A 13888-nucleotide genomic window follows, 5' to 3' on the forward strand; every position below is an offset into this window, starting at 1 on the left:
GAGAGACTCACAATATTTTATGGAAAGCGGAGATTTCAATTTCGATTTTAGACTTGAGTTCAAGAAATAATCTCCCATAATTTTATATGCTCACAAAATATAATCTCACATCGCTCCTGATAAAATCCATTAGAAATTAACAGCATGATCCAATTCGACTGTGAAACCTGTTTCCAGGAATATAAAGTACGTGACGACAGAGCGGGACAGACACTGAAATGCAAATCGTGTGGCAGCAGGATGCGGGTCCCAGCCGCTGGAGCGGGAGACTCAGAAGATTTCGAGGAAGAATATGTCGAGCCTGTTCGCCCCCGACGCAAAAAAAACACCGGGTCCTCGAAGCAGAAGAAGTCAAAAGGGGGTTCGAACGCCACCATCTACGCGATCGGCGCGGGAGTCGGGCTACTTGTAGTCATCGGTCTGGGGCTCCTGCTGTTCCGAGGTAAAGATCCCGGGCAGAACAATGTGGCGGGAAACGGAGGTGCTGGAAATGTCGAGGGCGGGAGCGCAGAGACCGGAACTGCAGCATCTGGTGGTTGGGTTTCGCTGGTAGACCCACCCCGCAAATCCACCAACTGGACTGCTGATCCTCAGCTTTCGATTGATCTGAAAGATCTAGATGAGAAATTCATTGTCCCTAACGTTCACACGCCCTTCATTGGATTGAAAGGCACAGGACAAAATAGCCAGATCATATCAGTCTGGAATCTGGCTACCGGAAAAGAGGTAAATGTCGTAAACCTCGAGATACCCGATAAAAAGTATTACTATGACTTGAATACGAAGATCAGTTTTGACGGAAAGTATCTGTTAACTACGGCCAAAGATCCGGAAACGAAAATTTCTAAACTGGCAGTTTTTAATGTGTCTACCGGTAAGCTGGTTTCAGAGTGGGAAGCAGGTACCGCCGGCGCTCACATTAATGGTTATAAATTCAGCGGGCCATCCACTGTATTGGCAAAAACATTAAAAAAAGAAAATAATTCCTTTACATCTATTTTAAAATCATGGGATTTTAAGTCGGGAAAACTGATTAAAGAGGTGCTGCTCAAATCAAACTCCAATGATTTCAATACTTACAACTATCAAATCACCCCCGGTGGCAAATATCTTATCTCAGTCAGTTTTCAAACGGTATCTGTCTATGATCTATCGTCACTGGAACTGGTCAAAAAGATTGAATTATTAGAGCTCCTCAAGGCAGCCGACCCTGGTAATATTGTTTCCAGGTCCCTCAGTGTGACTGAAAAAGCAATTTCAGATGATGGAAAAGAGTTGGCATTACTGATGAAGGATTTGAATGGAACGTCACTCTGGACTCTGAACCTGAAAGACGGGTCAGTCGTCAACGAGTTATATTTTCCAGGTGATCTGTACGATGCCTTCAGTGAACCTGGCTATTTAAACAGTAAGCTTACCTGGAGTCCAGAGGGCAAAGGCTGGTTACTGTATGGAGCCATCTTTGTTGACCGCCAGCGAAAACAGGTCACCTGGGCTCTCAAACCGGTTCCCAATGTCATCAGCCGTGCGAGAATTTTGCTCACCCCGGATTCCCTGGTTACACAGACAGCCAGTGCGATGAGAGACGCAGATGGTAAAACTCTATACAACAGAAAACCATTTCTGGTTACTGTTCCACTTCCCCTGGAAGAGATTCAACAGACGCTGGCTGCCTATGACAAGCGAAGTGAGGCTTATCTCGGTGCTGGTCAGCAGGTCAGCCTGGAAGTAAATGTAGGTAACATCAAATTTGGAAAACCAGATGAAGTTAAATCGATCCTCAGCGACGTCATCACACAGCGGCTGAAAACAGAGGGTTTTCTAGTCGCCAATGATCAACCCACTGTGTTCAAAATTGAATACCAGGAACAGGCGGGGAATACATTACAACTTGCCAAGAGTGTCAAACCCTCTGCAGAGAATCCGCTGGGGCGAGTCGCTACGGGAAAAACACTGGAAACCACTGCAGCCATTTTCGAACTATCGTGGATCGATCAGAAAACACAGAAAACACTCTGGTCGAAAAAAGTCGCCATCAATCCTCAAGTTCTGTATTTAAGAGAAGCCACTGCAGAGGGTGCACGTACTGAGATGTTTGAGAATCTCCAAAGTCGACTACGGGCGGAGTTCATTCCCTATTTTATTCCTAAAGACGACAAGCTGAAGATGCTGCCTTTTGAAATTACACTGCCGGAATAATCAGAAACGTTTAACTCCCCTGTTTCAACCAGCCTCCCGGTTGGGATGTTGCTGTTTTCTGAGTGTCCTGATACCAGTCCTTGAGCTCTTTCAGCATGCGGGAGGTCTGCTGCGGTTGCTGCTTGCTTAGATTATTTTTCTCTCCCGGATCCTGATCGAGTCGATACAGTTCCACTTTTTCATTTTCAAATGTACCCGGCGCCGCGCGGGGATGCAGCACGACCAGTTTCCATAGTCCCTGTCGCATGGCTTCGGAACGACTTCCGTTATTCGACAATGATGCCCAGAACAGCGGGCGTTCGGCAATACGCTTTTGTTGAAACAGAACCGGCGAGAGATCAACGCCATCCAGGGGACGATCCTTGGGCACGTCGACGTGTGCAATTCCCAGTAAGGTCGGCATCACATCCAGGCTGATCGCAGGCATATCAATCTCGGTTCCTGCCTGAATTTTTCCCGGCCACCAGGCGATGGCGGGCACCCGATGTCCGCCTTCATAGACTGAGCCTTTGGCTCCCCGCCATTTCGGACTGCCACTGGGAAAGTCACGCGAAGGACCATTGTCCGAGAAGAACAGTATGAACGTATTTTTATCCAGCCCGGACTCGATTAAAAACTCGCGGATCTGGCCAACACCTGCATCTACGGGCAGTGTCATGCCCCGAAATTTCTCGATGCGTTCGGCTTCATTGGTCGGTTTCCAGCGTTTCCAGCCTTCGGCTTCACTGCGACGGACTGGATCGCCGGGCACCTGCACGGGATTATGAATGGCCTCGTGCGCCAGATACAGACAGAACGGCTGATCTTGATTTTCTTTGATAAACTGCAGCGCATACTGATTGATCAGATGGGTTGAGTAGCCTGTCTCCTGTGTTTCTTTTCTTCCATGCCACCAGTCATGTTTGACGTGATCACCCACATGGCTGATGAAATCGATATTGCCACTGTGATAACCGACGAAGGTATCGAAGCCATGGTTGTCGGGATGGAACTCCGCGGAATTATGGGGGTAGCCCTGGTGCCATTTTCCGATCAAGCCAGTCCGGTACCCGGCCTGCTTTAAGAGTTCGGCGAACGTATTTTCACTCCTGCGCAGACCTTTGCGATGTTCGGGATGATCGCTGACAGGATGGATGACCGCTTCAATCCCCGCACGCTGCTGGTAACGGCCTGTGAGCAGACCAGCACGCGTAGGAGAACAGACGGTGCCCGAAGAATGGAAGTCGGTGAACTTCATACCTTCTGCAGCGAGGCGATCTATCTCGGGCGTTTTGAAATAGGGATTCCCAAAGCAGCTGACGCCGGCGTATCCCATATCATCGACCATGATCACAATCAGATTGGGACGATTGCCCGGCTGCCGATCAGCCGCGTCAACAAGATCTACCTGGCAGATGATGCCGAGAAGAGCCAGGACGAACATACCACTGAGCAGCTTGTCTTTGTGTTTCATCACCAGGTCCTTGAATTTCATAATCGATGATGCGGAAGTCAGGTCTACTTAAGTATGAGTATATTACAAACACGGTACAAACACACGCTGCAATGTTAGCAGACCTGCAGAACAGACTGGTGGCTGAATCCATCCCCTGCTTTATTAAAACAGTATTGAAAGAAAGAGCGTCTTCCCAGTACAATAATGGACTATACGATCCGATTGTACTTATTATTGGCGATTCCCCTCACTTTCAACTGTATTAAAAAGGCCCGAGCTATGCCCAAAACTCTCTGTTATCTGTTTGGTGGATTTTTACTGATGGTCGCAGGAATAGGTTCTGAAGAGATTCGTGTTGCGCACGCATACGCGCCCGATCAGTGTGATCAAGAAGGAGATTCGAAGGAAACAGAGGGCGAAAAACGACTCAGTCAGTTTATGCGCGAGAAGCTCACCAGTTCACAGCAGGTTCTGGAAGGGTTGATGGTGGAAGACTACGAGCTGATGCAGAAAGGTGCCAAACGGATGATCGAGATGAGCAATGCCACTGAGTGGCAGGTGATTGAAGGTCCCATCTTTGCCAGACAGAGTGAAGAATTCCGCTCCACCGCAAAAGAAGTCATCAAATTTGCCAAAGAGAAAAACCTGGATGGCGCTTCGCTCAGTTACCTGCATTTAACAATGACCTGCATCGCCTGTCATAAGAAAGTGAATAAGGTCATCATCTCCCAGCGTTAACTCTCCAGCAATCCATAGCTATAATACAAACAGGGGAGTGCGAAACGAAATCGCATTCCCCTGTTCTTTATACTCAGCCTGACTCGGTTACTTTTCAGTAGCAGTAGTCGAAGCCGTCTTTTCTGCGGGCTTTGCAGGTAAAACACGAATCACGCGCCCGCTCTGGTGCTGGTCGCCATCCATTTCCACCGTTCTAATCCGGATCAGATGTGTTCCCGGTTTTAAGCCGGCAGGCAACTTCGTCCGCCAGAGGTGCGTTGATTTTTTAGCTTTGGGCAGATTACGATATTTCTTACCTTCGACCGCATTTTCTGCTTCAGACAGTTTCTTGAAGCTGGGGTCGATTTCATCAATATGTTCCATCGACTTCCAGCTGCCGGACTCCCCGATCAGCATTTCGACTTTGGAGCGTTCTGAACCATTGAAGATATTGGCAAAGATCTCAGTCGCTGCTGTCTGATCTGCAGTGACCTCTTCGGGAGCCAGAATATTCATCTGATAACTGGCTGCACGACCGGCGGCCCGAAAATCCAGATCGTATTCGGTACCGTCAAACGAGATAATCGAATACCCGTTGGGCGCGCCGTCCGCCATCATCGTATGGGGGATGCCGCGCTCATCCGGCGAACCCGACCACCAACTGCCACTCACTGTAACATTGATAATATGATGATGCGGTTTCGGACCACGCCAGCCATCTTCTTTTGTAATAAAACGATGCTCATGATGATGTGTGTGTCCGGAGATCGACATGCAGAACGGTCGTTTTTCAATTAAACGATACAGGTCCTGGCGATCTTCCACATCCACCAGTGGAATATGCATCATCAATACCACCAGCTGATCTGCGGGAATCTGCTGCAGGTCATTTTTGACAAACTCAATCTGCTGTTTTCCGAGTCCGCCCTGATAATGACCTTTCTTTTTCATCTCTTTGGTTTTATTTTCTTCTGGAACGATCCATTCGATATCGTCCAGCACAATAAAATGAACCTGTCCATAATCGAACGAATAATAAGCGGGACCAAAAGCGCGCTCAAACGTCTCATCACTCAGTTTATCATTCGGTGCATCATAGTTGATGTCATGATTTCCGATCACGTTGTACCAGGGAATCCCCAGTAATGCGATCCCTCGGGCCTGCGATTCAAACAGCGAAAGATCGTCGAATAAAATATCTCCCAAAGTCACACCAAACGAAGCATCTGTGCCCACCAGTTCCTCAACGACATCATGCGCAATATAATCTATTTCCTTCTGGTCGCGTGGTTGGGGATCGCCAAAAAAGATCGCCCGAAACTGTTCCGGCTCTTTTTGGGGGTACAGGGGAAAATCTACTGAAGCTGGCAGAGGTCCTGTCGGTTTGACACCCGGGTAATTGGATTTCGGGGATCCCGCCGGCTTATGAATGTAGTAAAACTCGGGAGTCAGATTTTTGCTGTGAGGCGTTCGCCAGCCTTGAGGTTTGATGACAAATAAAATGGTATCATCATTCACAGGCAGCTCATATTTACCAGACTGATCGGTACAGACGACTTCACGGCCATTAGATACACGCACGCAGGCCAGCCCCTGCTCACCAGGATCTCGTTTCCGGTTATGGTTGTTATCCTGAAAAACATAACCCGTTGCGGTCTGCTCAGTTTTTAATTCAGCCTCGACTGTTCCACTTAAGGAACCAATCAGCAGGCCTCCCAGCACGATTCCTGTTAGAAACGATCGACTCATTGATTTTCCTTTAAAATACAAAATCATAATATTACTTAATCTGGTTTATTAATATGGTACGAACTCATAGCAGCTGACTAAACCCACAATAGAATATTTTCCTGACTTGAATTGAATCACTGTACGGGTGGCAAGAACAATTTTTAACGACAGGTCAGGCAGCGCTGATTTCGTCCGTGAAAGAAAACAACCGGAGAGTGGCGATCAATCCCTTCTCCGGTTGTGGTAGCCAATGGTCACATTCATACTTTTAAGATGGATTAAAAGTTATCAATGACTTCACGCCCCGACCGGGTACCTAAAGCCTGTAATATCGTCTGACTGATATTTTCTGAAATGAAGCGGCAGGAGCCATCCACCAGACAGACCTGAACTCCGCCATCATGCAGACTCCGCAAAGCAGCAATTTGAGTTCCATCGTTGGCCTCAGTACAAGGCATTTCTGTTGTACTGCTGCATTTACTCAGAATATCGGCAGTCCGGCTGTTAGGAGTGCGACCTGTACTGAAGGCAGAGCCTCCCATTCCGGAATAGACCCAGGCGCCACGTGCATCTGAAGTCACATCATTCAGATAGGTTAATTCACCCACCAGAAACGTATTGGTTGTTCCATCTTTGATATCCCGGATATTCACCGAAGAATTAATCGTGAATACTCCCCCGGTGGTATTATTATAAGAAGCCGTCAGGTCGCCTGAACCATAGTTTGCGCCATAGTTTCCACGAGACATGTGCTCAATCGACCGGAAAGCGACATTGCTGCGCCGATCCCAGGGGTGGCTGGGACAACGATAAGCAACCGGAGAAAAATGCCCGAAAATGTTGTTCATATAATCCAGAGGATCTCGCCCATTAAGAATGGGGGCAGCTTTTTCCCACAGAGCGCTTTGTTCCATCTGAGGCAAAATGAAGACCAGCCAGTTTCCACCCAGGCTTTGTCCACTGCCACATTCCTGGAGTCCTGTCAGATTGGTCGGGGGGGAACCGCCACAAGGACCGATTACCCCCCCCGGAGGAAACACGTTGTGCGTATCATGGTAGTTTTGCAGAGCAAGGCCCAGCTGCTTGAGATTGTTTTTACAGCTGCTGCGACGGGCCGCTTCCCGAGCCTGTTGCACAGCCGGTAATAGAAGTGCGATCAAAATAGCTATAATGGCAATGACGACCAGCAGCTCAATTAAGGTAAAGCCACGACGTTTTCTGGTAGTCTGATTCACGGGCTTAACTAACGACAGTAAGCGTTGCATCATTCTCTCCTTCATAAATACAAAAAATGACATAGAACATTAAAATTTCTCAAAACGATTCCGATTATTTAAATCACAAGAGCCTGGCCTGATGACTCAGACACAATGCAGGACTACCTGCTCAGGTAACTGCTCCCGCATAGAGTGGAAAATGAGTTGAGAGATCAGAATCACTGACAGTCTGCTGTACTGCCAGTGAAACGAATTCAATACTTCTTGATAGTAGCATGAGCAAACTGGACCTGGCCCCAAAACACTGGCTTGGGGCTTAGGGATCGGTGTACTCGGGAGTCGGAGTCGAGTCGCCGATCACGCCTTCCTCTGGCTCTCCTGAGCAACCTGAAGTTGCCAGCGCCAGACAGGTCAAGCAAAACATGCATAACAATAATTTCTTCATCACTTATCTCTCCAATCATTAAAAAAAAATACAGATAATAATACAGATATAGTCGAGGAATGAATTTTCAGGTCATTCCTCGACTCAAGCTTGCATGTCTTTCAGGAAAAGTCCTGAGAGATCATTCGGCCTTCCGGTATGCTTCGGTCTCTTGAAAGAGACATTTTTGAATATCACGCCGCGGAAGGCTGATCTTGATAATAGATCGTGTTTAGAAGTTATCGATCACTTCACGACCGGCACGCGTTCCCAGTGCATTCCAGATTGTCTGGCTGATGTTTTCCGAAATGAATCGGCCGGAACCATCAACGAAACAGACCTGCACACCACCATCATGCATACTGCGGGCAGCGGCAATCTGGGTTCCATCATTCCCTTCAGTACAGGGATGCTCTGTCGATGAACTGCAGCTGGCCAGAATGTCAGCAAGCGTACTGTTCGGACCACGGCCGGCACTGAAAGCGGATCCGCCCATACCAGAATAAACCCAGGCACCACGGGCATCGGCGGTCACATCGTTGGCATAGACCAGTTCGCTGACCAGCAGAGTGTTGGTGGTACCATCTTTGATGTCACGAATACTTACGGAAGAGTTGGCTGTGAAAACGCCACCGGTAGTATTGGCATAAGAAGCGGTCAGATCATCTGCACCATAATTGGCACCATAGTTGGCCCGCGACATGTGTTCCAGAGCCCGGAAAGCCACATTGCTGCGACGGTCCCAGGGATGACTGGGGCAACGGTAGGCAGCAGGTGAAAAATGTCCAAAGACGTTATTCATGCTGTCCAGCGGATTATTGGTATTCAAAATGGGAGCCGCCTTTTCCCACAAAGCACTTTGCTCCATTTGAGGCAGAATAAAGACCATCCAGTTCCCGCCGAGACTCTGTCCACTACATTCCTGGCTGCCGGAAAGATTGGTGGGAGGTGTACCGGCACAGGTACCAATGACGCCACCGGGAGGAAAAACACCATGTGTGTCGTGATAATTTTGTAATGCAATCCCCAACTGTTTGAGATTGTTTTTGCAGCTGCTGCGACGGGCGGCTTCACGTGCCTGCTGCACAGCGGGTAACAGTAACGCAATCAGAATTGCGATGATGGCAATCACCACCAGTAGTTCAATCAAAGTAAATCCACGACGTGGTGCTGAATTCACAGCACGCGCACCGGCAAGGCGCGAAAAACGAAGAAGCATCAAGCATCCCCTCAAAAGTGAAGAAAAGAAATATTAAGCGTTTCAGCGTTTCAAGGCACTTTGATGCCGGTGTTGGTCTTGACTGACCAAAGCTCGGGGGAAGGTAGACTTCGTTCTCCGAATTTTTCAGAATCTTACCGGTGGATTATTAAGATTACATGTCCATAAAATGAAATCTTCTTCGTGATCGCTGCCGAACCATTCCGAAACAGAGTTTCAACGACTCTCGAACTTAGAGAATTTTTTAGAAAAGAAACTGCGTTTCTCAACTGAGTTCATTCGATTTGAAACTGTCAATGCAGAGGGAATTCACTGATGTGCAACCTGTCCATCACCCGAAATCCCTGATCAGAATTTCTTTGATACCATTTTTGACGTGATGATTTTTCAGAAATCAACATCTTGTTTTACATGCAGGGAAACTAGGCTGCAGTAATGATAGACGGCGAAGTATTTTTCAAAACTCGAACATTTATCAGAAATAGTCTGTAACGCTTCAGGAATATCTCCCGATTTGCATCAGGTTTGAATGGAATCGATCTCTACCTTGGGAGATCGGCAAATGATGAGCGGGGATTGACGACAGCCGGAGGTTTTCTCATAGTAAAAGAAAGTTACTTACCGCTCCGACTTCTCGGGAGTGAGCCGATGTCCCACTGTATTCCTGGAGGAACCAGCCTGTATGCAGAAAACACCTGAGATTAAGCAAATATTTCTGTCAACCACAGCCTGTTGTATCTCCCTGGTTCTCGGGTTGAATCTGTCAGGATCTGAAACAGCGGCAGCAGAACAGACTGAGACACTGCGGGTTCTGTGCTACAACATCCATTATGGACAGGGAACGGACGGGAACTATGATGTAGCCCGGTTGGCAAAAGTCATCGAACGAATCAAACCCGATTTAGTCGCACTGCAGGAAGTAGACGTAGGCGTCAAACGTTCCGGACGTGTACATGAAGCGCAACGCCTGGCAGAACTCACGGGCCTGGCTGTCCGCTTCGGGCCGACACAGCATTATGAGGGCGGGTTGTTCGGAAATGCTATCCTGACGCGACTGCCGATTCTCGATGTCATGATTCAACCCCTGCCTTACACGGAAAGTACCCCCCAACTGGTGACCTATCCACGCGGTGCCATTATTGTGACTGTCCGTGGCCAGAATGGTAAACCGCTGCGATTCATCAGCACACATTTTCAACATAACCTGCCGGCAGACCGCATCGAAGAAGCCAAAGCGATCAACCAGCAATTCACATTAGATTCCAACATCCCCACCATCCTGGCAGGGGACATGAATGCCACCCCCGACGCGGAACCGATTCAGATTCTCCTGAAACAATGGACCAACGCCATCGATGAAAAAGCCACACCGACGGCTCCCTCCACCAAACCCCGGTCGCGCATCGATTACATTTTTTATCGACCCGCTGCTGATTTTGAAGTGATCGAAACCCGAGTCATTGACGAGTCGCTGGCCTCGGATCATCGACCGGTCTTTGCCATTCTGAAATGGAAACAGAAATAAGTTCCGGGAAAACTTTGATCTTACATAAAACAAGACGAAGGAAGAATTATGCATCGTCTGGTAGATACCTGCTTTCCTCTGATATTTTTCATACCAGCTCTATTGAACGCAGCTGAACCACAGGCAACTCCTGTCAGCTCAATTCGTGTTCAGCCCGGTTTTCAGGTCGAGTTGCTCCGTTCTGCTCAGAAAGATGAAAGTTCCTGGATCAGCATGACCTTTGATGATCGGGGCAGAATCATCCTGGGGCTCGACGATGTGGGCCTGGGTCGGGTCACATTAAATGACGATCCAGCAAAAACCAGCTTCGAAAAAATCAACACCACATTCAAACATCCCCGCGGCGTGCTGTATGCTCACGACAGCCTGTATGTGAGTGAGACAAATGGAGAAGGACTGCATCGTCTGAAAGACACCACGGGTGACGATCAGTTTGATCAGAGGCAGCTCCTGAAAAAACTGGACTACCGCAGTCGCTTCGGGCATGGACATAATCAGATCGTGCTCGGCCCGGATCAGAACATTTATCTGGTCGTCGGCAATGATGTCTCTTTTCCGAAAGGTGTCTCTCCCGATTCACCCTACCGCAATCCCCAGAACGATCATCTGCTGCCCAACCCGCATGATGTCGGTCAGGATCACCGCGTGGGTTACATCCTGAAAACCGATCCGGACGGGAAGACCTGGGAAATTGTCGCGGGCGGTTTTCGCAATCAGGTCGACATAGCATTTAGCCCGGCAGGGGAGATGTTTACCTACGACGCAGATATGGAATGGGATATCGGCCAACCCTGGTACCGCCCAACCCGCATCAACCATATTATTCCCGGCGGAGAATATGGCTGGCGCTGGGGAACCGGCAAATGGCCTGAATACTACGCTGACAGTTTGCCATCCACATTGAATACCGGTCTGGGTTCTCCCACAGGCATGGTCTTCGGAACCGACAGCAGTTTCCCCACGCGCTTCCAACAGGCAATGTACATCGCCGACTGGCAGAACGGGCGGATCCTGCTGGTCGATCTGATTCCCCAGGGAGCCACTTATACCTGCCAGTACGAAGTCTTTCTGGAAGGCGGTCCGCTGAATGTCTGTGATATGCAGTTTGGGCCGGACGGCGCGCTGTACTTCATCACCGGCGGTCGCGGTTCACAATCCGGTCTGTACCGTGTGACGTCGCTGCCAGATCAGAAAACAAAATCAAAGCCACCCGAGATCAGCGAACAGGTAATCAAGCAGGCCGCGCATTCTCGACAGCTCAGAAGAGACCTGGAACCATATCTCACCAAACCGGTCCCCGAGATCGACACGCTCTGGAAACATTTCAGCAGCGAGGATCGCTGGCTCCGTTTTACCGCACGACGTGCTATTGAAAACCAGGATGTGTCCCGCTGGCGAGCCCGGGCCACTTCAGAAACCAATCCCACTGCCGCCATCGCGGGTCTGATCGCCTTAAGCCACCAGGGAACCGCTGAAGACCGGGATGCTGTCCTGGCGGCATTGAATCGAATTCAATTGAGTTCGCTCGACCAGCAACAACTGCTGTCCCTGCTCAGGGCTTACCAGCTCTGCTTCATCAGACTCGGTGCTCCCACAGATGCCCAGTCAGTGGAACTAAAAAAACGACTGAGCCCGCTTTATCCACATGCGAGCAGCAGTGAAAATCACCTGCTGGGTGAGCTGCTGGTTTACTTAAATGAAAGTGACGTCGTCCCGCAAACATTAACGCTACTCACAGACACCTCAACCCAGGAAGAACAGATTCGGGCAGCACGAACATTGACGTTTGCAAAACCGGGTTGGTCCCCAAAACAGCAGCGGCAGTTTCTCAGTTGGCTGGCCCAGGCCCGCACTTTTACCGGCGGTAAACAGCTGACCGAGCGACTGCGCGACATTCGCGAAGATTTCCTGAAAACACTCTCCGATCAGCAGCGCCAGCAGTTCAGTAAAGAGATCGCTGCACTGGATAAACCACTGGCTGAAGAAGAACTGGTTCCCGCCCGTCCGGTCGTTAAGGAATGGACTGTGAGCGAACTGGAACCACATCTGGCTGCTGTTTCAGCAAAGCGGTCCTTCAAAAGCGCACGGCAGGCTCTGCTGGCTGCGAACTGTCTGAAATGCCATCGCATCGGTTCGACCGGCGCGCAAGTTGGTCCTGATCTGACAACGGTCGGCAAACGGTTCGACAGTCGCGCCATACTGGAATCGATTATCACTCCTTCCAAAGTCATGGACGAAAAATATCTCTATACCGTGTATGTGCTCACTAACGGAAAAATTGTGACCGGGCGTCCTGTTGGGGTCAGCAAGACCAGCATCACTGTGGAAACCGATCCGATTCGCCAGACCACGGTCCCTGTTGTCCGAGAAGAAATTGAAGAATCCATCCTTTCCAAAACATCGCCGATGCCTGCGAATCTGATCGATGTGCTCACGCAGGAAGAAATCCTGGATCTGCTGGCTTATCTCAAAGCGGGCGGAGATCCACAGGCAACCGCGTTTCAAAACTAATCCACACAGGATCGGATCTGAACATGCCAGTCAATCAATGGATGAAACTGTTCGTGCTGTTTTTGACGCTGCACAACGTCACCAGTCGACTTTATGCTTCAGAACCGGTCAACATCCATAGCCAGCCCAACGACCTGCAGGTTCCCGGCGTTCTAAAAATAAAACCACTACCCGGTAAACGGGTCTGGCAGCAGAACCCGGGGTTCGAGCAGACCGAAATCGCTCATGCGCTCTATCTCCCTCCCGACTGGAAACCAGAAAATAAATATCCGGTAATCATGGAGTACCCGGGGAACGGCGGATTTTCCAATGCATTGAATGATGTCAGCACAGGCAGAGTCCAGGACTGCAAACTGGGATATGGTCTGTCCGCCGGCAAAGGGATGATCTGGGTCAGCCTGCCTTTCGTCGATCCCAATACTGGCAAGCATGCCCTTAAATGGTGGGGCGATCCTGCTGCGACTGCAGACTACTGTAAACAGACCGTCGCCCGGATCTGCAGGGAGTTCGGAGGCGATCCCGAGAATGTGTTTCTGACCGGTTTCTCCCGCGGCGCGATCGCCTGCAATTATATCGGTTTGCGTGATGACGAAATCGCAGCACTCTGGAAAGGCATGCTGCCTCACAGCCATTATGATGGCGTGCGAAAGTGGAATTACCCTGACAGTGATGCCGCTTCCGCCCGCAAACGTCTGGCACGCCTGGGCAGGCGTCCTCAATTCATTACACAGGAAAAAACGACACGCGCCACAGAAGATTACCTTAAGAATTCCGAATCCCAGGGTCAGTTCACATTCATGGCGATCCCCTACCCCAATCATTCCGATGAATGGGTTCTGAAAGACTTCCCCGAACGAGCCAGGGCCCGCCAATGGCTGGCTGATTGTCTCAAAAACTGATCTCAAGTTAC

At 49.5% G+C, this 13888-nt stretch carries 9 protein-coding genes; 5 read left to right on the forward strand and 4 right to left on the reverse strand.

The features are described from left to right. Nucleotides 1–144: 144 nt before the first annotated feature. A complete protein-coding gene (locus Pan161_RS22480; protein WP_145231002.1) occupies nt 145–2199 on the forward strand; it encodes a WD40 repeat domain-containing protein in 2055 nt (684 codons plus the stop codon). A 10-nt stretch (nt 2200–2209) separates the two neighbouring features. Here Pan161_RS22480 and Pan161_RS22485 read toward each other — a convergent pair whose 3' ends face one another. Continuing rightward, nucleotides 2210–3652 carry a sulfatase-like hydrolase/transferase gene (locus tag Pan161_RS22485; RefSeq protein WP_232103416.1) on the reverse strand — a complete coding sequence of 481 codons (1443 nt, stop codon included), beginning with the start codon at nt 3650–3652 and terminating at the stop codon, nt 2210–2212. Between the two features lie 261 nt (nt 3653–3913). On the opposite strand from Pan161_RS22485, the gene Pan161_RS22490 reads away from it, so the two are divergent. Continuing rightward, entirely contained in the window at nt 3914–4372 is a 459-nt protein-coding gene (locus tag Pan161_RS22490; RefSeq protein WP_145231003.1) for a hypothetical protein, read from the forward strand. A gap of 87 nt (nt 4373–4459) precedes the next feature. Here the strand turns inward: Pan161_RS22490 and Pan161_RS22495 are convergent, their stop codons facing one another. The 3 genes from Pan161_RS22495 to Pan161_RS22505 all read right to left on the reverse strand — a co-directional run bounded on the left by Pan161_RS22495 (nt 4460) and on the right by Pan161_RS22505 (nt 8942). Beyond that, nucleotides 4460–6100 carry a calcineurin-like phosphoesterase C-terminal domain-containing protein gene (locus Pan161_RS22495; protein WP_145231004.1) on the reverse strand — a complete coding sequence of 547 codons (1641 nt, stop codon included), beginning with the start codon at nt 6098–6100 and terminating at the stop codon, nt 4460–4462. A gap of 260 nt (nt 6101–6360) precedes the next feature. Further along, on the reverse strand, nt 6361–7347 hold the full coding sequence (locus tag Pan161_RS22500; protein ID WP_145232836.1) for a DUF1559 domain-containing protein: 987 nt from the start codon (nt 7345–7347) through the stop codon (nt 6361–6363). Nucleotides 7348–7955: 608 nt separating this feature from the next. Then, nucleotides 7956–8942 carry a DUF1559 domain-containing protein gene (locus Pan161_RS22505; RefSeq protein WP_145231005.1) on the reverse strand — a complete coding sequence of 329 codons (987 nt, stop codon included), beginning with the start codon at nt 8940–8942 and terminating at the stop codon, nt 7956–7958. A gap of 682 nt (nt 8943–9624) precedes the next feature. Between Pan161_RS22505 and Pan161_RS22510 the strand changes: the two genes are divergently transcribed. Genes Pan161_RS22510 through Pan161_RS22520 form a run of 3 tightly spaced genes read left to right on the forward strand, consistent with a single transcriptional unit; the run spans nt 9625 to nt 13877 of the window. After that, nucleotides 9625–10467: an endonuclease/exonuclease/phosphatase family protein gene (locus Pan161_RS22510; protein WP_145231006.1), complete on the forward strand. Its 843-nt coding sequence runs from the start codon at nt 9625–9627 to the stop codon at nt 10465–10467. Between the two features lie 48 nt (nt 10468–10515). Next, nucleotides 10516–12978, forward strand: coding sequence for a c-type cytochrome (locus Pan161_RS22515; protein WP_145231007.1), 2463 nt, complete (start codon nt 10516–10518; stop codon nt 12976–12978). Nucleotides 12979–13001: 23 nt separating this feature from the next. Beyond that, complete coding sequence (locus Pan161_RS22520; RefSeq protein WP_145231008.1) at nt 13002–13877, forward strand: hypothetical protein; 876 nt, start codon at nt 13002–13004, stop codon at nt 13875–13877. Nucleotides 13878–13888: the final 11 nt, after the last annotated feature.

Source organism: Gimesia algae, assembly GCF_007746795.1.
GTDB classification, from domain to species: Bacteria; Planctomycetota; Planctomycetia; order Planctomycetales; family Planctomycetaceae; genus Gimesia; species Gimesia algae.